Source organism: Burkholderia sp. BCC1977, from assembly GCF_905339595.1.
Classification (GTDB): Bacteria; Pseudomonadota; Gammaproteobacteria; order Burkholderiales; family Burkholderiaceae; genus Burkholderia.
Genome location: NZ_CAJPGQ010000036.1, coordinates 40,949 through 65,004 on the forward strand (window position 1 = coordinate 40,949; position 24,056 = coordinate 65,004).

The following is a 24,056-nucleotide window of genomic DNA, read 5'->3' on the forward strand; positions in this document are numbered from 1 at the left end:
CTCCCGTTTCTCACCGCTGCTTCGCCTCCGCCTCCGCCAGCATCGCCTCGCCGATCGCGAGATTCCCGTCCGCGATCAGTGCGTCGCCCGCGCCGCGAATATCGTCGACCGCCTTGTTCTGCCCAAGCTTGCGCTTGCCGACGAGCCGCGTGATCTCGATCTGCAGCCCGACGATCGACTGCAGCATCGTGTCGAGATAGTCCTTCGGCGCGTCCGCCATCTTCCACGGCGCCGGCTGCGACGCCTCGTGCGTGCGCGTCAGCCGCGCGACCACGCCGCGCACGAACTTCTCGTCGTCGCGCACGGTGATACGGCCAAACGCATGCACGACCACGTAGTTCCACGTCGGCACCTGCCGATGCGCGACGTGCTTGCTCGGGTACCAGTTCGGCGAGATGTACGCATCGCTGGCGCGGAAGATCACGAGCACCTCGTCGCCGTTCTCGACCGCCTGCCAGACCGGATTCGCGCGCGCGACATGCGCATGCAGCTCACCGAGGCCGCCGTCGCCCGGCAGCAGTTCGAACGGCAGGTGGTTCGCGTCGAGCCCGCCCTTCCCGTGCGTGACCAGGCTGCCGAACGGATGCTGGACGATCAGTTCGCGCAGCACGTCGGGGCGGGATTCGGCGAAATCGGCAGGGACATACATGGCGGCTCCACGGTCGGACAGGGTTCAGGAAGGAACGGGCCTGAAACCGGCTCGTCATGCCCCGATTGTGATCGCTAACTGGTTTATGCTGTAGAGCCGGTTTCGAACATTTTCAACAGACCAGAATCATGGCCAGAACCGCCCGGATCGTCGAAATCCCGTCGCTCGGCGCGCTCGACCGCGCAGCCGGGGACCTGAGCCGCCAGCTGGCGCAGGCGTTGCGGGACGCCGTGCGCCGCGGCGACGTCCGGCCCGGCGACACGCTGCCGTCCACGCGACTGCTCGCCACGTCGCTGCAGGTTGCACGCGGCACCGTCGTCGATGCGTATGCGCAACTCGTCGCCGAAGGCTTTCTCGAATCGCGCGGCGGCGCAGGCACGCGGGTCGCGAACGCGCTCGCGGAACCGCCGCCCGGCCGCGCGCCCGCGCTGCCGGCGCCGCGACGGCGCGCGGCGCACACCGGGCTGCCCGAACCGGCCGCCACCTTCGCGCGGATCGCCCGCGAATTCCGTCCGCTGCCGGCCGTGCCGTTCGCGATCTCGGTGCCGATCGGGCTCACCGCGCCCGACGACATCTGGCGCCGGCTCGGCAACCGCCTGCGCGCCCGCGGCGCCGGTGCGCCGTCCGGTTATGCGGATCCGCAAGGCGCGCTGCCGCTGCGCGAAGCGATCGCCGATTACGTGCGCCGCTCGCGCTCGGTGCGCTGCCGCGCCGATCAGGTCGTCATCACGAGCGGCACGCAACAGGGGCTGCACCTCGCGAGCCAGGTACTGCTCGGCCCGCACGATCGCGCGTGGGTCGAGAATCCGGCCTATCGCGGCATCACCGCGCTGCTCGAAAGCACCGGGCGGCACGACGCGATGGTGCGCGTGCCGGTCGACGCGGACGGCCTCGACGTCGAGGCCGGCATCCGTCTCGCGCCGGACGCTCGCGCGGCGTTCGTCACGCCGTCGCACCAGTACCCGCTCGGGATGCCGCTGAGCATGGCGCGGCGCAACGCGCTGCTCGGCTGGGCGCGCACGCATCGCGCGTGGGTGGTCGAGGACGACTACGACAGCGAGCTGCGCTACGAAGGCTACCCGTTTCCGTCGCTGCAAGGCCTGGATCCCGACCGCGTCGTCTATCTCGGCACGTTCAGCAAGATCCTGTTCCCGTCGCTGCGGCTCGGCTACGTGATCGCGCCCGACGACCTCGTGCCCGCGTTCTGCGGCGCGCGCGTGCTGATGGATCGCCACGCGCCCACCGCCGATCAGCACGTGCTCGCCGCCTTCATCGCGGAAGGGCATCTCGACCGCCACATTCGCCGCGTGCGCGGCGTCTACGCGGAACAGCGCGCGCTGCTGCTCGACACGCTCGGCGCGCGGCTGCCGCGCGAGCGCGCATGGGTGCAGCCGGGCGATCAGGGGATGCATGTCGTGCTGTGGCTCGCGGCGGGGATCGACGATCTCGACGTGGTGGCGCGGGCCGCGCAGGCGGGCGTCGCGGTGCGCGCGGTGTCGCCGATGTTCGCGCCGGGCACCGCGCGTCCGGGCCTGGTGCTCGGCTTCGGCGGGTTCGATCGCGCGCGGATGGAAGCGGCCGCGCAGCGGCTCGCGGATGTGGTCGGCGAAGCGGCCGGCGTCGATTCGTCGGAAGAATCGCGGCGGCGCACACGATCAAAGGTTGTCCGCGGGCAACAAACGTAATCGTCTGTAACGCCGGCAAGAAAACGGGCGTTTTGGCCACCGGCAACGCCGCGCGGTTTGCTAGGATCGCGCCTTTTCCGATCGCGCTCCTGCCGCCGTGAATCGCTTCGTGCCGCTTCTTCGCAACCTGTGGCTTCGCTGCCGTGACGGCGCCCGCGTGCTGGGCGCCGGTGCGTGGCATCGCCTGCGCCATCCGACGCGCCGCGGCGTCGCGCTGACGCTCGCCGCGCTCCCCGTGCTCGGCCTGCTGGTCCTGCTCGCATTCGTGCCGTTCACGCCGAGCATCGGCGACATCCGCAAGGCGCGCATCGACCGGCCCGCGCGCGTGCTGTCGGCCGACGGCCAGCTGATCGCCGAGTTCCGGCCCGTGAACCGCGAATGGGTGCCGCTCAAGCAGATCTCGCCGCACATGGTCGACGCGCTGATCGCGACCGAGGACCACCGCTTCTACGCGCATCACGGCATCGACTGGCGCCGCACGCTCGCGGCCGGGCTGCACACGTTCTCGGGCAGCCGCCAGGGCGGCTCGACGATCACGCAGCAGCTCGCGCGCAACCTGTATCCGGACGAAGTCGGCCGCGCGCCGACGCTCACGCGCAAGGTGAAGGAGCTGATCACCGCGTTCAAGATCGAGACGGTGTACAGCAAGGACGAGATTCTCGAGACCTACCTGAACACCGTGCCGTTCCTGTACAACGCGTACGGCGTCGAAATGGCCGCGCGCACCTATTTCGGCAAATCGGCCGACCAGCTCGACATCGTCGAAAGCGCGACGCTCGTCGGGATGCTGAAGGGCAACAGCTACTACAACCCGGTGCTGAATCCGGAGCGCGCGGTCCAGCGACGCAACATCGTGCTCGAGCGGATGGCGACAATGGGCATGCTGTCGCCACGGCAGCTCGCGCAACTGCAGCGCCGGCCGCTGCGCGTCGACTTCGAGCCGCAGACCGCGCAGCCGGGCCCCGCCCCGCACTTCGCGGTGCAGCTGCGCAAGTGGCTGATCGCATGGGCCGACCGCAACAACTACGATCTCTACGCCGACGGCCTCGTCGTGCGCACGACGCTCGATGCGCAACTGCAGGAGATGGCGACGCAAGCGTTGACGCAGCAAACCGATCGCCTGCAGGCGGTCGCCGACAGCGCATGGCACGGCCCGTCCGGCTGCGGGCTGCGCAACGACCTGTTCTGCGGCTTCATCCGGCAGACGCCCGACTATCGCGCCGCGCGCGACGCGGGGCTCGCCGATACGGCGGCGCTGAAGCAGCTCGGCGCGAATCGCGCATTCGTGCGCGCGTTGTGCGAGCGCAAGACGCAGGTCCAGGCCGGCTTCGTCGCGATCGATCCGCGCAACGGCGCGATCCGCGCGTGGGTCGGCAGCCCCGATTTCGGCAGCGAGCCGTTCGATCACGTCGTGCAGGCGCGGCGCCAGCCGGGCTCGACGTTCAAGCCGTTCGTCTATGGCGCCGCGTTCGCGGACGGCATGCGGCCGGGCGATACGTTCGTCGATCGCCCCGTCGCGATCCCGATCGGCGCGCACGCGGTGTGGCGACCGACCGATGCCGAGCCGCCGACCGACGCGCCGATGACGCTGCGCGACGCGCTCGCCCTGTCGCGCAACCGCATCACCGCGCAGGTGATGCAGCGCGAAGGCGCGGCCAGGGTCGCGCAGCTCGCACGCGCGATGGGCGTGCGCGAAAGTCCGCTCGACGCGGTGCCGTCGCTCGCGCTCGGCACGAGCCCGGTCACGCTGAAGGAAATGGTGTCCGCGTACGGGACGATCGCGAACCGCGGCGTGTACGTCGCGCCGCAGATGATCACGCGCATCGAGGATCGCGACGGCAAGGTGCTGGCCGCATTCGGCAGCGCGCCGCCCGAACGCGCGCTGCCGGTGGCCGCGGCACAGACGCTGGTCGACGTGATGCGCGGCGTCGTCGATTACGGGACCGGTGCCGACATCCGTTCGCGCTACGGGATTCGCATCGACGTCGCGGGCAAGACCGGCACGACGCAGGACAACACGGACGGCTGGTTCATCCTGATGCATCCGCAACTGGTGGCCGGTGCGTGGGTCGGCTTCGACGACGGCAACGTGACGCTGCGCAGCGACTACTGGGGCGCGGGCGCGCACAGCGCGCTGCCGATCGTCGGCTCGTTCTACGATGCGGCGCTGCGTGCGCGCGCGATCGATCCGCATGTGCAGTTCTCGCCCGACTTCCGGCCGCGCAGTGCACCGGCGCCGGCACCGCGGCGGCGTCCGCAGCCCGGCCTGTTCGACTGGCTGAAGATTTTCCGCTGATTTTTCCGCTGATCGTACACGGCAATAACGCTTCGTCATCCTTGGCGAAACGATCGCCGCACGCACCGCGACTCGTCCGCCGATGCCGCAGGCCGCCATCACGACAGGCTCGAGCGCATCGACTGCGTGCGGCGTGCGTCGTTCCTCGCGTGCACACTGTTCGATTTTGCCGGTGGCCTGCGTTTCCACTCGAACGATTCGCTGACCGATCCATCTGCCATGCGCACAGGCGGTCGCCGGCACACTTTCGGCTGCCGTCAGTCCGCTGTATCGCCGCTCTTCGGCAGCTTCGACCACGCCTGGCGCCCCGGCGCCGGCGACCATGCCGGACGCGTCTTGCGCGCGCTGTCGATCACGACAAGGTAGCGACCGGCGATCGGCGTGATGTCGCGATCGTGGCGCAGCACCCATAACGACTTGCCGGCCTCGACGCGCGCCTCGTAGTCGTCGTCGAGAATGCCGTGCCGGTCCAGGAACGTGTTCAGCGAAGCTGGAATCCGCACGCAGCCTTTCGAGTGCCGGATGCCGAGCAGCGCCTCGAGGCGATCGGGGTCGGTCGCGTGCATCTGGAAGCGCATCGGCGACTTGCCGCCCTTGCCCCAGCCGCGCTCGCCGTCCACCCAGCCAAAATCGTAGATGCGCATGTCGCGCTTGCCGTAGCCGCGAATGCCGTTGTCGTTCGTCGTGCCTTCCGCGCGGAAGTCCATGTGGTCGGGCGAGTGGTGGAACACGCCGAGCGGCGTCAGGAAGTGATCGTATTTGCCGGGCCAGCCGGTGCCGACCGGCGCCGCGCCGATCATCAGCCACGCATTGGCCGGCGTCGCACGGAAGTAGATGAACAGCGCCTGCGCGTTCGGCGCGCGGTCGACCATCGCGACGTATTCGCCGGCCAGGTCGCCGAGGTCCGCATCGGCGAGCGCCTGCTGAAGGCGGTAACCATACGCGCGCTGCTCGCTCGCGGGCACGTTCAGGCGTCGCGTGACTTCCTGCGTGAAACGCTTGCGGATGTCGATCGCACGCGTGGTTGCGTTCTTCGCTTCCTCGGCCGACAGCGGCGGATGCCGGCGCGGCGGCGTCGGTGGGAGGGCCTCTGCTTCGCTCGCCGGCGTGCCGGACGCGGCCGATGCCGCGGACGCAGGCGATGCCGCCGATGCGACGGAAGCCGGCGATGCCCCCGATGCCCCGCTCGCGGGTGCCGCATGATGCACGACGGATGCCGCGGATGACGGCACGGCCCCCGACGACACATGCGCCGGCGAAGCCGGATGCGTGGCCGAATCCGTTGATGAGGATGACGTAGCAGCGGCCGGCGGCACGTCGGTCGCGGCAAAGGCCGGCCGCGCGACAAGCACGGAGATCGGGAGAGCGGCCGCGAGCCACGCACACGTGGCGACTGCGAGGAAACGGAAACGCGGCTTGGGCAACCGCCGCGTCAGGTCGGAAAGCATCATACGATCGAAGCCATCGGCCGATCCGGTCGCCGCACGTCGCGAACGGCGCATCTTCCGCACGAGCCATCGACACGCCGGAGGCGTCGCTTGCGACCGGCGCAGACGCCTCTTCGCGGCGGAGCCGGTCGCGCGTACGACGCGTTCGGTCCGATGGCGGCTAATGAGTCGTCAGGTCTTTCATTCTACCCGCGCGGACAACGATCGGCAGGGCCGCACCCCCGGTTTCGCGGCAGTTTTGCGCTTCGTCACGCTTTGTTTCAACTCGTTGCCGCTTGCTTCGCCGCCGCATGGCAGATTGCTTCGCTGGACGTTTTCGGCAACCCGAAACGCCGGGAACTCGCTCGCGTGCCGCACGCGACACGCGAGTGCGCAACCCACGTCTACTTCGAAATGGCTTCGAGCGCGATACCTTTCGTGCGCGGCCCCATGAACCCGATCGCGGCCATCACGATCATCATCGCGCCCGCAATGAACGCGAACACGCCGAACGTGCCGAAGCCCTTCAGCACGGCCGCGATCACGAACGACGAGAAGATCGCCGAGAAGCGGCTCCACGAGTAGACGAAGCCCACCGCGCGCGCGCGGATCGACGTCGGGAACAGCTCGGCCTGATACGCATGGAAGCTGTACGACATGATGTTGCTCGCGAGCGTGAGGCCGATGCCGAGCACGATCAGGAACGCGCCGACCGTCGTCTGGCTGAACAGCAGCCCGCAGACGACGATCGCCGCGGCCATCGCGACGATCACCGACTTGCGCTCGAAGCGGTCGGCGATCACCAGGCCGATCAGCGGACCGAGCGGCGCCGCGAGCGCGATCACGCTCGAATACATGAGGCTCGACGTGATCGTGATGCCCTGCTTGATCAGCAGCGTCGGCACCCAGTTCGCGAAGCCGTAGAAGCCGACCGTCTGGAACACGTTGAAGATCGTCATCATGATCGTGCGGCTGCGATACGGCGGCACCCACATGTCGCGGAAGCTGCCGCGCGGCGGCACCGGCTCGGCCGGCGCGGGCGGCGGCAGCGGCCGGCCGTATTCGGCTTCGACCTTCGCCTCGAGCGCGCGCATGATGCGGTCGGCTTCGTCGACGCGGCCCTGCTGCGCGAGCCAGCGCGGGCTCTCCGGCAACGCACGGCGAATCCACCACACGAACAGCGCGCCGTGGGCGCCGATCAGCACGACCCAGCGCCAGCCGTCGAGGCCGAGCGGCGCATGCGGCACGAGCAGGTACGCGAGGAACGCGACCACCGGCACCGCGACGAACCCGACCGCCTGCTCGCACGCGAACGCGCGGCCGCGGATCTGCTTCGGCACGAGTTCGGAGATGTACGTGCCGATGGTCACCATCTCGACACCAAGGCCGAGACCGACGACGAAGCGCCAGAAGTTCAACCCGCCTGCCGTGTCCTGGAACGCCATCACGACGTTGGCGGCCGTGTACCACAGCAGCGACCACGTGAAGATCGCGCGGCGGCCGAAGCGGTCCGCGAGGAAGCCGCATGCGATCGTGCCGATGAAGAGGCCGGAGAACAGCGCGGCGATGAAGCTCGCGACGCCCGTGGTGCCGAACAGGCCGTGCGTCGTGGCGGACAGGATCCCGCTCTTCACGAGGCCCGGCGCAACGTAGCCGCTGTAGAGCAGATCGTAGAGTTCGAAGAAGAAGCCGAGGCTCAGCAGCACGACGAGCTTCCAGACGCTGCGGGTCGGCGGCAGGCGGTCGAGGCGGGCTGAAATCGAGCCGGCGTCGATGGAAGAGGACGCGGCGGCTGCCTGCGGAAAGCTGTCCGTTGAGACCATCTTGGTCGTGTCTCCTGATCGTGTCGTGTGTTGTTGTCCGGCGGCCGGCGGGCCGCCGTCGGGCGATTCGCTGCATTGTACCGGCACGCCGCGCGGGTCGCGTCGCGTGTCGAACCGGTTCGGACACCCCACTTTCGCGCCCGGCAATGTGTAACTTGCGTAACCGTCTGTCGGATCTGTAAGGAAGGCCGGCGTCGCGACATCGCGCCGTCGGACTGTGCCAGCGGCCGGCACGGGCCCCGTAGGCAAGGGCTCGCGGGGCCGTCGCATGCCCGCGCGGGCACCGCGATAGGCGGCAGCCAGGGTGCGCGATCGGCAGCACCGCGTCCGCCGCACCCCGGTAACATGCTACCGGGCCAACCCCCGGCTTCCGGTCGCCTTTCGGCACCCGGCATTGTCGGCAAAACGTAAGCATTCCATGTCCATACAACGACTATCCACGTACGCACGCCGGATCGCGCTGTTCGCACTGCTGCAGTTCGCGGCGCTCGCGACCGCATCGGCGTTTCCGACGGCCGCGTCCGCACCGGGCGCGAGCGGCGTCGGCGTCCCCGTGCCGACCATTTCGCTGAGCGACGCGGTTGCGCAGCTCAAGCAGATGCAGGTGCAACAGGACCGCATCAAGCAGCAGACGTCGAACACGACCAACAGCAAGGAGCTCGACGACCTCGGCGACGCGACCCAGGAACTGAGCGCCGACGTCGACAAGCTGCAGAGCCAGCTCGCGCCGCAGCGCACGCAAGTGCAGGCGCAGCTCGACGTGCTCGGCCCGCCGCCGGCCCCGGGCGCATCGCCCGAAACGCCTGCTGTCGAACAGCAGCGGGAGACGCTGAACGCGCGCAAGGCGCAGATCGACGCGGCGCTGAAACAGGCCGCCGACCAGAAGACCAACCTCACGAACCTGAACGACCAGTTCGCGAAGCTGCACCGCAGCCTGCTGAAGAACCAGCTCGCGTTCCGTTCGGGCAGCATCTTCGGCGCGCAGTTCTGGCTGCCGCTGTTCCGCCTGTCGCCGGACGACGTCCAGCGGCTCGAGGACTTCAACGACGAACTGCACGACATGCTGCGCTCGTCCTGGACATCCGGCCAGCGCGCCATCACCACGCTGCTGCTGATCGCCGCGCTCGCTGCCTGGCTCGGCGGCCGCCGCGTCGTCGAACGCGGGCTCGCGTGGTTCTGCCTGAACCGCCTGCCGCCCACCCGGCTGCGCCGCAGCGCGCTGGCGCTGGCGACGGCGTTCTCGACGCTGCTCGCAACCGCGGTCGCCGTCCAGATCCTCTATCTCGCGCTCGCCCGCCACTCCGAGCTCACGTCTTCGATGACCGATCTGTGGGACCAGTTCGCGAAGCTCGCCGTGACCTGCGCGCTGATCGCCGGCCTTGGCCGCGCGCTGCTCTGCACGAAGCATCCGTCGTGGCGGCTGCCGGCGCTCGCCGATCCCGTCGCGCTCGCGATGAAGCCGTTCCCCGGCGTGCTGGCCGCGCTGCTGCTGATGTCCGGCACGCTCGAATCGATCAACCGGATCGTCGATACCAGCCTGTCCGTCACGCTGTTCGGCCGCGGCATCGTCTCGCTCGTCGTCGCGCTGACCGTCGGCGCGTCGATCCTGCGCGCGAATCGCGTGCGCACCGCGCTGGCGGCATCCGGCGAGGCGCCCGAGCAGCGCTCGACGCTTGCGGGGCTGATTCACGCGGGCGTCACGCTGGCGATCGTCGTGTCGCTGGTCGCGCTGCTGATCGGCTACATCACGGTCGCGCGCTTCATCACGTACGAGCTCGTCTGGTTCGAGATCGTGCTGTGCAGCGTCTACATCCTGACGCAGCTGACGCGCGACGCGAGCGAAAGCCTGTTCTCCGCGAACCTGTCGACGGGCAAGCAGATCAAGCACCTGTTCGCGCTCGACGACCGGCATCTCGAGCAGGCCCACACCGTCGTGTCCGGCCTCGGCACGAGCCTGCTGATGCTGGTCGCGGCGATCGCGCTGCTGACGGGCGGTTTCGGCACGACGCCGAGCGACCTGCTCGACAGCGCGGTCGCGATGATCGGCGGCCAGCGGCTGCAGAGCCTGAACATCATGCCCGACCGGATCCTGAACGCGGTGATCGGGTTCGCGATCGGCTTCTACCTGCTGCGCTCGGTGCGCCGCTGGCTCGACAACGAGTTCATGCCGGCACTCGGCATGGACACGGGAATGCACGTGTCGCTGATCACGCTGTTCACCAACGTCGGCTACGTGCTGCTCGTGCTGATGACGCTGGGGCTGCTCGGCGTCAGGTGGAGCAACCTCGCGTGGATCGTCAGCGCGCTGTCGGTCGGTATCGGCTTCGGCCTGCAGGAGATCGTGAAGAACTTCGTGTCGGGACTGATCCTGCTGACCGAGCGGCCGGTGAAGGTGGGCGACATGGTCAGCATCGCGGGCGTCGAAGGCGACATCCGCCGCATCAACGTGCGCGCGACCGAGATCCAGCTCAGCGACCGCTCGACCGTCATCGTGCCGAACTCGCAACTGATCTCGCAGAACGTGCGCAACGTGACGATGGGCAACAGCACGCAGGGCGTCGCGACGCTGATGCTCACGTTCCCGCTGAACACCGACCCCGAGCAGGTGCGCGACCTGCTGCTCGACGCGTATCGCGAGCACCCGGCGATTCTCGACACGCCGGCACCGTCGGTCACGTTCAGCCAGCTCGCGCCGGACGGGATCACGCTGAGCGTCACGGGCTACGTGGCGAGCCCGCGGATCGCGAGCGCGACGAAGAGCGACCTGCTGTTCGAGATCCTGAAGCAGTTGCGGGCGGCACGGATCACCCTGTCGACGCCGCAGATGCTGGTCGTGCAGAACATGCCGGCGAACGACGCTCCCACGCGGCAGGAACCGTAAGTGAGTCGTTGAGCGGGCATGCGCTCCGATCGAGCAGCGCGGCGCCCGCCTCGCCGGAAACGACAAGGGCCGGTTACCGCTTCCGCGGCAACCGGCCCTTTTCATTCGACCGTCAAGGCACCCTCCCGGGCGCGCTCCGTCAGACGTCGAACTTCACGCCCTGCGCCAACGGCAGCTGACGGCTGTAGTTGATCGTGTTCGTCGCGCGGCGCATGTACGCCTTCCACGCATCCGAACCCGACTCGCGGCCGCCGCCCGTTTCCTTCTCGCCGCCGAACGCGCCGCCGATCTCCGCGCCACTCGTGCCGATGTTCACGTTGACGATCCCGCAATCGCTGCCCGCCGCCGACATGAACTGCTCGGCCTCGCGCATGTCGTTCGTGAAGATCGCCGACGACAGGCCCTGCGGCACCGCGTTGTGCACGTCGATCGCGTCGTCGAAGTTGTCGTAGACCATCACGTAGAGAATCGGCGCGAATGTCTCGCGCTCGACCACCGCCGATTGCTTCGGCATCCGCACGATGGCCGGACGCACGTAGTACGCATCCGCGTGACCGACGTCGACACGCTCGCCGCCCTTCACTTCGCCGCCCTGTTCGCGTGCATCGGCCAGCGCCTTCTGCATCGCGTCGAACGACGCACGGTCGACCAGCGGACCGACGAGCGTGCCTTCCTCGAGCGGGCTGCCGACCTTCACCGACGCATAGGCCTTCTCGATACGCGGCAGCAGTTGCTCGACGAGGCTGCGATGCACGATCAGGCGGCGCAGCGTCGTGCAACGCTGGCCGGCCGTGCCGACCGCCGCGAACGTGACGGCGCGCACCACGAGGTCGAGGTCGGCGCTCGGCGCGACGATCATCCCGTTGTTGCCGCCGAGTTCGAGGATGCCGCGCGCGAGACGCTGGCTCAGCACCTTCGCGACTTCCGTACCCATCCGCACGCTGCCGGTCGCGCTGATCACCGGCACCTTCTTCGACGCCGTCAGCACCTCGCCGACATCGCGCATGCCGAGCACCAGCTGGCTCAATTCCGCCGGCGCGACGCCCGGATGCGTCTTCTCGAACTCGCGGATCGCCTTCTGGAGCAGCACGTGGCACGCGATCGCGGTGAGCGGCGTCTTCTCGGACGGCTTCCACACGACCGAATCGCCGCACACGAACGCGAGCGCCGCATTCCACGCCCACACCGCGACCGGGAAGTTGAACGCCGAGATCACGCCGCACACGCCGATCGGGTGCCACGTTTCCATCATCCGGTGGCCCGGGCGCTCGGACGCGATCGTGAGGCCGTAAAGCTGGCGCGACAGGCCGACCGCGAAGTCGCAGATGTCGATCATTTCCTGCACTTCGCCGAGCCCTTCCGACGTGATCTTGCCGGCTTCGAGCGTGACGAGGCGGCCGAGCTCGGCCTTGTGCTCGCGCAGCACGTTGCCGAACACGCGCACGAGTTCGCCGCGCACCGGCGCCGGCACCGTGCGCCACTTGAGGAATGCGTCGTGCGCGGCGTCGATCTTGCGCTCGGCGTCGGCGGGCGAATCGACCGCCAGCGTCGCGAGCGTCGCGCCGTCGAGCGGCGAACGCGCGGTCAGCGCATTGCCTTTCCACTGGGCGAGATCGATGTCGAGCGCAGCAAGAATGTCGTTGAATTGCATCACTTCCTCTTCAGGGACAGATTGATCGGTGCGGCGGCAACGCCGCCCGCGTGATTCGATTGGAGCGCGTTCGCGCGCCCTGTGCAAGCGGATGCGCAGCTCGGCAGGCCCGGTGCGCCGCACGGCGCATCGCGCGGCGCCGCCGCCGGCAACCCGGCCGGACGGCGCGCCCCCGCCTCGCAAGGCACGATCCATGCGACACATTGTCGGCGGCCACAAGTCGGGCCGCTATTGATATTAACTCACGACTTCATTCCCAAAACGCAACACCCCGGCAGGATGAATCCGCCCGCTTCGGCACGCGTATGGGACGTGTCCAGGGCCGGTGCCCGGGCCGCCTCGCCGGTTGCGATGCGCCGCAACTTGATGACAAAGTTGCATCACCCTGTGCGGAAATATCGTTTGCCGTGCGTGCGGCGGGCACACACAATCGGGGCGGCGTCGAGGTGCACCGCACCCGGCGCGCCGACGGCCGCCCAACGGCGGCCGGACGACAGACGAAGGCGCCACGCGTCGCAGCCCAGTAGGCCCGATGGGCCCGGTAGGCCCGGCCCGGTAGACCCGGTCGATCCGGATCAGGCCCGCGCGGCAGCGCCGCTGCCCGGCCGGCGGCCGGCAACGCGTCGCCCTTCGTAGCCAAAAAACAATCCCGGAGACAGCGCCCAGCACCCGCCATGCATTCAGATGCCCGCCCAGACTCGCCCCGTCCGTCCGGCTCGCCGCCCGCGAAGCCGTCCCTCCACCGCAGCCTGCAGGCGCGCCATCTGCGGATGATCGCGATCGGCGGCTCGATCGGCACGGGCCTGTTCGTCGCGTCCGGCGCGTCGATCTCCCAGGCCGGTCCCGGCGGCGCGATGCTCGCGTACATGCTGATCGGCCTGATGGTCTACTTCCTGATGACGAGCCTCGGCGAAATGGCCGCGTTCATGCCGGTGTCGGGTTCGTTCGCGACCTACGGCTCGAAATTCGTCGACGAAGGCTTCGGCTTCGCGCTCGGCTGGAACTACTGGTACAGCTGGGCCGTGACGCTCGCGGTGGAGCTCGTCGCCGCGCAGCTCGTGATGAACTACTGGTTTCCGCACGTGCCGGGCGTCTGGTGGAGCGCGATCTTCCTCACGCTGATCTTCGCGCTCAACGCGCTGTCGGTGCGCGGCTTCGGCGAGGCCGAATACTGGTTCGCGCTGATCAAGGTGCTGACGGTGCTCGCCTTCGTGGGCGTCGGCCTGCTGATGATCTTCGGGATCATGCAGGGCGGCCCGAGCGCGGGCTGGGGCAACTTCACGATCGGCGACGCGCCGTTCGCGGGCGGCTGGGCCACGATGCTCGGCGTCGCGATGATCGCGGGCTTCTCGTTCCAGGGCACCGAAATGATCGGCGTCGCGGCCGGCGAATCGGAGAACCCGCGCACGACCATCCCGCGCGCGGTCAGCCAGATCTTCTGGCGCATCCTGCTGTTCTACGTGTTCGCGATCTTCGTGATCGGCGTGCTGATTCCGTACACCGACCCGAGCCTGCTGAAGAGCGACGTGACCGACATCGGCGTGAGCCCGTTCACGCTCGTGTTCCGCCACGCGGGTCTCGCGTTCGCGGCCGGCGTGATGAACGCGGTGATCCTGACGGCCGTGCTGTCGGCCGGCAACTCCGGCATGTACGCGTCGACGCGGATGCTCTACAACCTCGCGGTCGAAGGCCGCGCGCCGAAGCTGTTCGCGAAGCTGTCGCCGGGCGGCGTGCCGCGCAATGCGCTGTATGCGACGACCGCCGTCGGCGCGCTGTGCTTCCTGACGTCGCTGTATGGCGACAAGACGGTGTACCTGTGGCTGCTGAACACGTCGGGCATGGCCGGCTTCATCACGTGGCTCGGCATCGCGGTCAGCCACTACCGGTTCCGCAAGGGCTTCCTGAAGCAGGGCTATCGGCTCGACCAGCTGCCGTACCGGTCGAAGTGGTTTCCGTTCGGCCCGCTGTTCGCATTCGCGTTGTGCGCGATCGTCGCGCTCGGCCAGGACTACCAGGCGTTCCTCTCCGACAAGATCGACTGGACCGGCATCGCCGCGACCTACATCGGCCTGCCGTTCTTCCTCGTGATCTGGCTCGGCTACGCGCTGGTGCGCAAATGCCGCCTCGTGCGCTACGAGGACATGGAGATCGCGCCGTGGATCGAGCGCAACGCCGTGCCCGACGCCACGGCAGAAGCCGACGCCGGCTATCCGGCCTATGTCGCCGCCCCGGCCAACCCGACGCCGGGCACCTGATGCCCGGTCACGCAGCGGCCTCCGCCCCACCGCGGCGGCCGCTGCGCTGAAAACCCCATTCGACGCGGCGCGCGCGTTCAGGCAAGATCGACGCGCGCCGTCCGTTTTTCCGCCGTTACGAGTCACCGAACACGCATGCAGAACTTCTACGAAGCCACCGTTACCCGCCAGCCCTACCCGCAACTGACCGGCACGATCGACACGCAGGTCTGCATCGTCGGCGGCGGCCTCGCCGGCCTGTGCACGGCGCTCGGCCTCGTCGAGCGCGGCGTGCGGGATGTCGTCGTGCTCGACAGCGAGCGGGTCGGCTTCGGTGCCTCGGGCCGCAACGGCGGCTTCGTGTTCGGCGGCTACAGCCTCGACAATGCGGACCTGCTGCGCACGCTCGGCCGCGACGAAGGCCGCCGCCTGTACCGGCTCACCGTCGATGCGGTCGACCTGATCCGCACGCGCATTGCCCGCTACGGAATCGACTGCGACATCGTCGATGAGGGCGTGATGCTCGCGAACTGGTTCGACGATCCATCGCGGCTCGACGGCGTGCGCACGCTGATGAAGCAGGAATTCAACGTCGACTGGGAGCCCGTGTCGACCGACGCGCTGCGCGCGCGGCTGAAGTCGCAGCGCTATTACGGCGGCCTGTTCGAGCCGAACGCGTTCCACTTCCATCCGCTCAAGTACGTGCTCGGCGTCGCGGCGGCCGCCTCGCGCGGCGGCGCACGCGTGTACGAACGCTCGGCCGCGCTCGGCATCGCGCGCGAAGGCGCCGGCTACGTCGTGCGCACGGCGCAGGGCACGGTGCGCGCGAAGGACGTCGTATTCGCCGGCGGCGGCTATGCGCGCGGCGTGTCGCCGCGCATCGAGCGCGCGGTGCTGCCGATCGCGACCTACGTGATCGCGACCGAACCGCTCGGCACGCGCCTGCCGGACGCGATCGACGCGCAGTACGCGATCTACGACACGCGTTTCGCGTTCGACTACTACCGCCCGCTGAAGGACACGCGCATTCTGTGGGGCGGCCGGATCTCGGTGCTCGACCGCGGCCCCGACGCGATCGCGCGGCTGCTGCGACGCGACCTGCTGCGCGTGTATCCGCAGCTCGACGGCGTGAAGGTCGAATATGCATGGGGCGGACTGATGAGCTACGCGCGGCACAAGATGCCGCAGATCGGCCGCGACGCGGACGGCGTATGGCACGCGATCGCATTCGGCGGCCACGGGATGGCGCCCACCACCGTCGCCGGCGAAGCGCTCGCCGCCGCGCTGGCCGGGGAACAGCCCGTGCCGGAAGGCTTCGCCGCGTTCGGGCTCACGCGCACGTTCGGGCTCGCGGGCCTTGCCGCCGCGCAGCTCACGTACACCGCGTACCAGGCCCGCGACGCGCTCGCGTCGTGCCGGCGCTGAGCGGCAACGGCAGTCGAAACCGCGCGGCCGATTAGAGCGGAAGGTCGGCCGGGCGGGGATTTCCCGCATGCTAGAATGGTTTCTCCATGCCGCCGCCAACCCACAACAAAGTCACATGAAAGCTGGAAGCAAGGCCGCCACGTCAGAAAGCCGCGCGCTTGCGACCGATGCGCGGCGCAAATACGATCCCGAGCAAACCAAGCGCAACATCCTCGACGTCGCCACGCAGGAGTTTTCCGCGATGGGCCTCGCCGGTGCGCGCGTCGACGCGATCGCCGAGCGTACCAACACGACGAAGCGGATGCTCTACTACTACTTCGAAAGCAAGGAAGGCCTGTACGAGGCCGTGCTGGAGAAGGTGTACGGCGACATCCGCGCGCTCGAGCAGGAACTGCACGTCGGCGACATGGAGCCGCGCGAAGGCATGCGCCGGCTCGTCGAATTCACGTTCGACTATCACGACAAGCATCGCGACTTCGTCCGCCTCGTGTCGATCGAGAACATCCACGGCGCGAAGTATCTCGAACAGCTGAAGTCGTTCAAGAACCGCAACGTCAGCATCATCAAGACGCTCGAGGAACTGCTCGAGCGCGGCGCGGCGAGCGGCGCGTTCCGCCAGGACATCGACGCGTTCGACCTGCACCTGCTGATCAGCTCGTTCTGCTTCCACCGCGTGTCGAACCGCTATACGTTCGGCGCCGCGTTCGGCCGCGATCCGTCGGCGCCGCGGCTGCGCGCGCGGCATCGCGAGACGATCGCCGACTCCGTGCTGCGCTACGTCGCCGCGTAGGCACACCGCGCGCTTCCGCCCGAAGGCCGGCTGGCGCTGAATCCGCCGTCCGGCACACCTCCCGAACGACACAGCACCACACCGCGTGCAACCGGCACGAGCCGGACGCACGCGGCGCATCGCCGCCGGCCGCGTCAGGCCACTTCAGGCCGAGCGCGTGCGTCGCGCGTCAGTCCGTCGGCGCGGTCGACGCCAGCGCGATCCGCGCCTTCTCTTCCGGGCTGCCCGCCACGTAATACTTCTTCGCCCAGCTCGAATCCGGCGCGAGCGCGAGCTGCCTCTGCGTACCGGCGCCATGCTGTTTCGTTTCGATCGACAGCGCCCGCGCGCGGTAGTGCTCGTAGAGCCGCAGGAATTCCGCGAGATAGATCGCCGCGATCCGCGTGTCGCGAATCTCGAGCAGGTTCTCGTCGTTGTACTGCTCGGAGTTGCGGCTCATGTTCGCCGAGCCCGTATAGACGATCGGGTTCGCGCCTTCCGCATCGATCACGATGAACTTGTGATGGATCACGACCGGCGGATAGGCCGGCGCCGGCTCGCCCGGAAAGAGGCGCAGCTCCGGCTCGAAACCCTTCGGCACCGTCGCCGGCGAGAAATACGCGGCATCGATCACGTCGCGATGATCGCGCTGGCGATGGTAAAGCTCGAGGTTCGCGAGCGTCGCCGCATCGAGCGGCTGGCCGTCGTGCTGCGCGGCATCGGCCTTCGTCGCGCTGCCGACGTTGATGCGGTTCACCAGGCCGAACATCATCAGGCCGCGATCGCCGGCCGCAAAGCAGGCGTCGCGCAGCGCCGCGTCGGTCGGCATGAACAGGCAGAACGACACCGAATGCTTCGCGGCCGCGATCGCGGCGACGATCGTATCGATCTCGGTGCGCTGCCCCGCCGGCTCCGGCGAAAACGCGACGCGCACCTGCGCGCTGCCGATCGTCAGCGGCTCGGACCAGCCCGGCGACAACTTCGCCGTCTCCGCGATCGGCGGATTCGCGGCCAGCGCATGCGCCCGCGCGTTGTACAGCGCGGCGAGCGCCGGCGAATCGAATGCGTGCAGCACGTTCGCCTGCTCCGTCAGCCCCTCGGTCGTGAAGTTCGCGGAACCGGTCAGCACGCGCGCGGGCGTCACCGCGGCGGCGCCGTTCGCCGGTGCGTCGGTCACGATGAACTTGTCGTGCATGATGTGCGTCTTGTCGCGCGGCGCGAGCGTCGCGAGGCCCTGCAACGCGTCGACGGCCGGCTGGTTCGGCGACGGCAGCGGCGGCTTGCCCTTGCGGGCCGTCGTGTGCGCGTCGTAGACGATCGCGAGCGACGCTTCGCCGTGCTGCCGTCCGAACGCCTCGAATGCGGGCAGCGCCCACAGCGTGTCCGTCAGGTGATAGACGGCCGACACCGCGCGCGACGCGGGGTCGAGCATCGCCGCGAACACCTGTTCCATGTCGTTCGCGAGCCACGTGCGCAGCTTCAGCGCCTGGTCCGCGCTCGGCGCCGCATTCGGCGCGAGACCCAGCGCCGCGACCTGCTTCGCGAACGCCTGCGAGCTGACCACCGCGCGGTTGAACCACGTGCCGACGCCGTCCACGATGTGCGCGGGCAGCACGACATCGCACCCGCCGGCCTCCGCATCGAGCACCTGCAGGCTCTCCGGCGTGCCGACGACCGGATAGACGTCATAGCGGAACGACGCATCGCGATCCTGCGGATCGATGCGCGCGTCCCACCACATGAATTTCTGGATCGGTGCCTGATCGGTCGGCGCGTCGCCCTGCGTGTCGGCGGCCGGGCCGTCGAACGTGAGCCGGTTCGGCAGCCAGCTGTTCGGCGCCCGCGTCTTGCCGTCGGCCGACCAGAAACCCGGCGTGCGCCGGATCGCGAAGCCGAGGAAGTCGGTACGCGATGCCGCATCGGGCCAGTCGAAGGCGAGCAGGACCAGGGTCGGGGAAAGATAGCTGCGTACGCTGACGGTCATTCGTTGCTCCTGCCGGGCCGGCCGGTCGAGATGAATGGGTCAGTGTTGTCGGCGGTTCTTCCCGTGCGATGACCGTTCGATGAACCTTGTATGTCGGACCCGCGTCAGTCGCACACGAGCAGCTCGATGCCGCGTGCGGTCAGCGCGCGGCGCACGGTCTTGTCCGGCGCGCGCTCGGTGACGAGGTAGCGCGCGGCCGACGTGCCGTTGATCCGCACCGGCGTCACGCGGCCGAACTTCGAATGGTCGGCGACGATGATCGCCGTGCCGGCCGCCGCGATCATCCGGCTGCGCACTTCGGCGGCGAGCCGCGAGTAGTCGGTGCAGTCGCCGTCGGCCGTGATGCCGCCCGCGCCGACGAACGCGAAATCGACATGGTATTGCGCGAGCTGCTGGATCGTATCGAGCCCGAACGTCGCATCCTCGTCGTCGGACAGTTCGCCGCCGAGCAGCGTCACGCGATTGCCGTTGCGCCGCGCGAGCACGAACGCGGTGCGCCAGTCGTTCGTGTAGATCGACAGCCGGTGCCGGTCGGCCAGCGCGAGCGCGACCGCGTGCGGCGTGCTGCCCGAGTCGATCAGCACCGATGCGTCGTCGGGCACGAATTCGGCCGCGCGTCGCCCGATCGTGCGCTTCGCTTCGGCGTTCGCCGCTTCACGCTCGGACAGGCTCGGCTCGCGGCGGTCCGCCGCCAGCGCGCCGCCGTGCGTCATCACGAGCAGGCCGCGCGCCGCGAGCGCGTTCAGGTCGCGCCGTACCGTCTCGCGCGACACGTCGAGCGAGCGCACGAGCTCGGCGACCGACAGCGCGCCCGATCGTCCGAGCTCCGACAGAATGTATTGATGACGTTGTTCCGCCAGCATCGCAATGCGCCCGAGGCGACTGGTAATGGGTAAGCCAATCATTGTATTACGGTCGTTTGACCGCCATTTGACGGCGGCGGGTCCGGCGGCGGCCGCGTTTCACGAAAGCGAAATTCTGTATTGCCCGATGCGCGCGAATCGGCACGGCATGCGATTGCTACACTCTGCGTTTCGCCGAACGACAGACCATCAAGGGGCTTGCGCCATGTACCGCAAAGGCAGTGTGCTCGAAATCCAGTTTTCGCCGGAACGACTCAACGACGGGGCCGGCGATCCGTACTGGATCGACCTGACGCTCGACGAGGCCCGCCGGCTGTACGAACAGCTCGCCGCGCGCTTCGCGACCGACGCGCGCGCGAACCAGCCGCTCGACACGTTCTCGCTCGACTGATCTCCCCTTCTCGGCGCGCGCCACGGTGCGCATTCATGCCGCGGCGCGTTCATCCGGCCGGCCGATAACCGAACGGCCGGCACGCCGCCGCGCTTGCGGCGCATCGCGCCCACCCCAACGATCGTAGCGCGCGGCACACGACGGCTGCGCGGCATGCGTCCGGCACGCGCCACGAGCGAGTGCAGAATCCGACAAGACGGCGGCACCGCTTCACCCGATACTGGCCGGCTTCACGAATCGTCCGGCCGTCACGCGGCCCGCCACGCATGTTTACCTCGCTCGTCGCCGCGGCTTTCGTCGCGCTGTGGTCCACCGGCTTCATCGTCGCCCGGGCAATCAAGCCCTACGCCGATCCGAACCTGTTCCTGCTCGCGCGTTTCGCGGGCACGGCCGTGCTGTTCGGCGCGGTGGCGCTCGCCGCACGCGCGCCGTGGCCGGCCCGCCGCGAATGGCCGCGCCACCTGATCGCGGGCGCACTCCTGCAAGGCGTCTATCTCGGCGCCAGCTATTGGGCCGTCGCGCAAGGGCTCAACGCGGGCGTGATGGCGCTGCTCGGCGCACTGCAGCCGCTCGCCACCGCCGTGCTCGTGGTGCCGCTGTTCAATGAGCGCCTGCCCGCGCGCGGCTGGCTCGGGATGGCGCTCGGGCTCGCCGGCGTCGCGCTCGTGCTCGCGCCGAAGGTCGCGGGCGGCGTCGTGCCGCCGCCGGGCGCCGCGCCCGCGTGGTTCGTCGTGGCCGTGTCGATCCTGGCGGTCGGCTCGATCACCGCGGGCTCGCTGTACCAGAAGGGCAAGCTCGCGCAGAACGACCTGCGCACGGCCGTCGCCGTGCAGAACCTCGGCGCGGCGATCGTCGCGGCCGTCTTCGTCGTGCTGTTGCACGAAACGCGCTGGATCGGTGCGCCCGCGCTGTGGATCTCGCTCGTGTGGGGCGTCGTGTTCCTGTCCGGCGGCGCGGTCACGATGCTGATGTGGATGCTGCGACGCGGCAACGCCGCGCGCGCGACGTCGTTGCTGTTCCTCGCGCCGCCGCTCGCCGCGCTGCAGGGCTACCTGCTGTTCGGCGAAACGCTCGCGACCGTCCAGCTCGCCGGCTTCGCGCTCGCCCTGGTGGGCGTCGTGCTCGCGCGGCGCTGACGCGGGCGAGCGGGAACAGCGCGCGGCCGTCACCGCCCCCCGCCATGCCTCGAAACGAAGCATCCGCGCGTACGCCAGGGGGCACCGCCCCGCACGCTGCACCATGACGATGCAGCGCGTCTCGCCGATGCAACGCGCGGCCGCCGGATCGCATGCCCGGCGCGGCGCCGGGCCGCGATTGCGCTTATGATGGGCGCCTTGCATTTCGTTCCGGAACCACCTTCATGACATCCGCCGATTACGCCAGCCGCCAACGCGCGATCATTGCCGAACTGAACGTCGCCCCGCACTTCGACGTCGACGCCGAGATCGCCCGCCGCGTCGATTTCCTTGCGCAGTACCTTCGTTCGACCGGCTTGCGGACCTACGTGCTCGGCATCAGCGGCGGCGTCGATTCGTCGACGGCCGGGCGGCTCGCGCAACTGGCGGTCGAACAGCTGCGCGCCGGCGGCTACGACGCGCGCTTCATCGCGATGCGCTTGCCGAACGGCGTCCAGAACGACGAAGCCGATGCGCAGCGCGCGCTCGCGTTCGTGCGCGCGGACGAGGAACTGACGGTCGACGTGAAGCCCGCCGCCGACGCGATGCTCGCATCGCTGGTCGCCTCCGGCCACGCGTTCGAAACCCCGGCGCAGCAGGACTTCGTGCACGGCAACGTCAAGGCGCGCGAGCGCATGATCGCGCAGTACGCGGTCGCCGGTGCGCGGCGCGGCATCGTGATCGGCACCGACCACGCGGCCGAATCGCTGATGGGTTTCTTCACGAAGTTCGGCGACGGCGGCGCGGACATCCTGCCGCTCGCCGGCCTGAGCAAGCGCCGCGTGCGTGCGGTGGCCCGCGCGCTCGGCGGCGATGAACTGATCGTGATGAAGGTGCCGACGGCCGACCTCGAGGAACTGCGTCCGCTGCGCCCCGACGAGCACGCGTACGGCGTCTCCTACGACGAGATCGACGATTTCCTCGAAGGCAAGACCGTCGCCGACAACGTGTACGAAACGGTGCTGCGCTTCTTCGACGGTTCGCGCCACAAGCGCGCGCTGCCGTACACGCCGTTCGACTGGCCGACCGCGTAAGCCGGCCCGACGGCCGCTCGGGCCGCCACACCGCGCCGCGCGAACCATGGCGGTTACGCGCGGCACGTGCACGACGGGTAGCGCTACGCGTGCCCGCCCGTCTTCTTCGTCTGCAGTGCGCGAATCCGCATCCGCGCGCCCGTATCGCTGACCGTCGCGTCGTACATCGTCGCGAGATCGCGCTTGAGCGCGGTGCGCGAGCCGCCGTCGAGATACACCATGTGCCCCGACGGATAGAAACGCGCGGACAGGTTCTGCCGCACCTTCTGATCCTCGAGCGGCATCTGCTGCAGGTCGATCACGGTCTGGTAGAACGGCGTGACGAAATCGTAGAAGCCGTTCGCCGACAGCACCTTCAGGTCGACGTTCAACGCCATCACCGCGGCGAGATCGCCGGCCGTGTAGAGGATCACGTTCCCCTGCGCATCGATGCCCTGCTGCGCGCCGGTCGGGTCGATATGGCTGAAGTCCCAGTTCCGGAACGCCTGGTCGTTCAGGTCCGTGAACGCGGAGTTCGACGTGAACTTCAGCTGCTCGTTCAGGTAGCTGTTCCACATCGCCGTGTAGACGCCGGTCACGGCCGTCATCGTCGGATCGTTGCCGCCCGAGTTCGGGTCGATCTTGCCGGCGATGCCCGACGCGATCCCGGTCACGCGGCCGTCGTACGAACCGAGCGCGAGCCCCTGCGCATGCAGCAGCGTCGTCAGGAACAGCGAATTGCCGCGCGTGTCGTAGCCCGCGATGTCGAGGCTCCACGACTGCAGGGTCGCCGTATCGATGCCCGTGTATTGCGACAGCTTCTGCACGGCGGCCGGGTTCGCATGCGGGACCGTGCGCAGCGCATTCAGGTAGTCGGTGCGCGCGAACTGCGCGACGTCCTCGACGAACGCGCCGAGATCGGTCGGCGCGGGCGTGACCCCGAGCTTCTTGTGATACCACGCGTCGGCCGCCGCGGTCGGCAGCGCGCCGACCGGGTTGCCGGCCTGCCGGTAGTCGAGGATCGACGACTGCAGCGTGACGCCGTTCAGGTCGACGCCGTCCTCGTGCAGCTTGTACGCGAGCACGCAGCTGCGCGCGGTGCCGTACGACTCGCCGAACAGGTATTTCGGTGAATTCCAGCGGTTGTTCTTGGTCAGGTAGCGCTTGATGAACTGCTTCAGCGAATCCGCATCCTGGTCGACACCCCAGAAATTGCGGTTCTTGTTCGGCGCGACGGCCGCCGAATAGCCGGTGCCGACCGGGTTGATGAACACCAGGTCGCTGTGGTCGATCATGCTGTCCGGATTGTCTTCCATCTGGTACGGCGCGGGCGGCGTGAACCCCGGCATCGACGTCTTGATGCGCTTCGGCGCGAACGAGCCGAGCAGCACGAATACCGACGACGACCCGGGCCCGCCGTTGTAGAAGAACGTGACGGGCCGCGTTTCCTCCTTCGCGCCGTCGGCCGTAAACGCGACGTAGAAGAGCTTCGCGGCCGGCTGCGAGCTGCTCGGGTCGACCGTCACGAGATGGCCGGCCGTCGCCGTGTACGCGATGCGCTTCCCGTCGATCAGGATCGTGTGGTGCGTGATCGCGGCCGATTCGGTCGTGTCGGTCACCGAATCGTCGGGGCCGTTGCCGTACGCGACCGGATCGAAGAACGGCTGGTCGCGGCCGTGGCTCAGCGCGACCGGACTGATGGTCGGCGGCACGCCATGCGAATTGTGATCGTCGTGATGCAGCGGATACACGCCGCCGGAAGATGCGGAATCGATGCCCATCGTGCTGCT

The 24,056-nt window shown here is 68.8% G+C and carries 16 protein-coding genes; 9 read left to right on the forward strand and 7 right to left on the reverse strand.

The features are described 5' to 3' along the window. Positions 1–10 precede the first annotated feature (10 nt). Entirely contained in the window at positions 11–649 is a 639-nt protein-coding gene (locus U5771_RS25580; RefSeq protein WP_322026548.1) for an FMN-binding negative transcriptional regulator, read from the reverse strand. Between the two features lie 128 nt (positions 650–777). Between U5771_RS25580 and U5771_RS25585 the strand changes: the two genes are divergently transcribed. Both U5771_RS25585 and U5771_RS25590 read left to right on the forward strand, forming a co-directional pair. Beyond that, positions 778–2,334, forward strand: coding sequence for a PLP-dependent aminotransferase family protein (locus U5771_RS25585; protein ID WP_322026549.1), 1,557 nt, complete (start codon positions 778–780; stop codon positions 2,332–2,334). A 97-nt stretch (positions 2,335–2,431) separates the two neighbouring features. Continuing rightward, positions 2,432–4,630, forward strand: a complete 2,199-nt coding sequence (locus tag U5771_RS25590; protein WP_322026550.1) for a penicillin-binding protein 1A — start codon at positions 2,432–2,434, stop codon at positions 4,628–4,630. A gap of 257 nt (positions 4,631–4,887) precedes the next feature. On the opposite strand, the gene U5771_RS25595 is transcribed toward U5771_RS25590, so the two are convergent. After that, positions 4,888–6,132, reverse strand: coding sequence for a hypothetical protein (locus U5771_RS25595; protein WP_322026551.1), 1,245 nt, complete (start codon positions 6,130–6,132; stop codon positions 4,888–4,890). Positions 6,133–6,461: 329 nt separating this feature from the next. After that, positions 6,462–7,880 carry an MFS transporter gene (locus U5771_RS25600; protein ID WP_322026552.1) on the reverse strand — a complete coding sequence of 473 codons (1,419 nt, stop codon included), beginning with the start codon at positions 7,878–7,880 and terminating at the stop codon, positions 6,462–6,464. Positions 7,881–8,298: 418 nt separating this feature from the next. Here U5771_RS25600 and U5771_RS25605 point away from each other — a divergent pair, with 418 nt between their 5' ends. Beyond that, the gene (locus U5771_RS25605; protein WP_322026553.1) at positions 8,299–10,761 is read left to right on the forward strand and encodes a DUF3772 domain-containing protein; all 2,463 of its coding nucleotides are present in this window, start codon (positions 8,299–8,301) and stop codon (positions 10,759–10,761) included. A gap of 139 nt (positions 10,762–10,900) precedes the next feature. Here U5771_RS25605 and U5771_RS25610 read toward each other — a convergent pair whose 3' ends face one another. Next, positions 10,901–12,412 carry an aldehyde dehydrogenase family protein gene (locus U5771_RS25610; RefSeq protein ID WP_322026554.1) on the reverse strand — a complete coding sequence of 504 codons (1,512 nt, stop codon included), beginning with the start codon at positions 12,410–12,412 and terminating at the stop codon, positions 10,901–10,903. A gap of 674 nt (positions 12,413–13,086) precedes the next feature. Here U5771_RS25610 and U5771_RS25615 point away from each other — a divergent pair. The 3 genes from U5771_RS25615 (at position 13,087) to U5771_RS25625 (ending at position 16,861) form a co-directional block, all read left to right on the forward strand. Further along, on the forward strand, positions 13,087–14,667 hold the full coding sequence (locus U5771_RS25615) for an amino acid permease (RefSeq protein ID WP_415859432.1): 1,581 nt from the start codon (positions 13,087–13,089) through the stop codon (positions 14,665–14,667). A 135-nt stretch (positions 14,668–14,802) separates the two neighbouring features. Next, positions 14,803–16,071: an FAD-binding oxidoreductase gene (locus tag U5771_RS25620; RefSeq protein ID WP_322026555.1), complete on the forward strand. Its 1,269-nt coding sequence runs from the start codon at positions 14,803–14,805 to the stop codon at positions 16,069–16,071. 115 nt (positions 16,072–16,186) lie between these two features. Then, positions 16,187–16,861 (forward strand): TetR family transcriptional regulator, encoded by a 675-nt coding sequence (locus U5771_RS25625; RefSeq protein ID WP_124494860.1) that lies wholly within the window; start codon positions 16,187–16,189, stop codon positions 16,859–16,861. Between the two features lie 169 nt (positions 16,862–17,030). Here the strand turns inward: U5771_RS25625 and U5771_RS25630 are convergent, their stop codons facing one another. Together U5771_RS25630 and U5771_RS25635 are read right to left on the reverse strand one after the other, a co-directional pair. Continuing rightward, entirely contained in the window at positions 17,031–18,824 is a 1,794-nt protein-coding gene (locus U5771_RS25630) for a phospholipase D-like domain-containing protein (protein WP_322026556.1), read from the reverse strand. Between the two features lie 104 nt (positions 18,825–18,928). Then, positions 18,929–19,687 carry a DeoR/GlpR family DNA-binding transcription regulator gene (locus U5771_RS25635; RefSeq protein WP_322026557.1) on the reverse strand — a complete coding sequence of 253 codons (759 nt, stop codon included), beginning with the start codon at positions 19,685–19,687 and terminating at the stop codon, positions 18,929–18,931. 205 nt (positions 19,688–19,892) lie between these two features. Here U5771_RS25635 and U5771_RS25640 point away from each other — a divergent pair, with 205 nt between their 5' ends. The 3 genes from U5771_RS25640 to nadE all read left to right on the forward strand — a co-directional run bounded on the left by U5771_RS25640 (position 19,893) and on the right by nadE (position 22,287). Beyond that, positions 19,893–20,078, forward strand: a complete 186-nt coding sequence (locus tag U5771_RS25640; RefSeq protein WP_006752380.1) for a hypothetical protein — start codon at positions 19,893–19,895, stop codon at positions 20,076–20,078. A 266-nt stretch (positions 20,079–20,344) separates the two neighbouring features. Continuing rightward, the gene (locus tag U5771_RS25645) at positions 20,345–21,214 is read left to right on the forward strand and encodes a DMT family transporter (RefSeq protein WP_322026558.1); all 870 of its coding nucleotides are present in this window, start codon (positions 20,345–20,347) and stop codon (positions 21,212–21,214) included. Positions 21,215–21,438: 224 nt separating this feature from the next. Continuing rightward, complete coding sequence (nadE, locus tag U5771_RS25650) at positions 21,439–22,287, forward strand: ammonia-dependent NAD(+) synthetase (protein ID WP_322026559.1); 849 nt, start codon at positions 21,439–21,441, stop codon at positions 22,285–22,287. A gap of 83 nt (positions 22,288–22,370) precedes the next feature. Here the strand turns inward: nadE and U5771_RS25655 are convergent, their stop codons facing one another. After that, positions 22,371–24,047, reverse strand: coding sequence for a S10 family serine carboxypeptidase-like protein (locus U5771_RS25655; protein ID WP_322026560.1), 1,677 nt, complete (start codon positions 24,045–24,047; stop codon positions 22,371–22,373). Between the last annotated feature and the right edge of the window lie 9 nt (positions 24,048–24,056).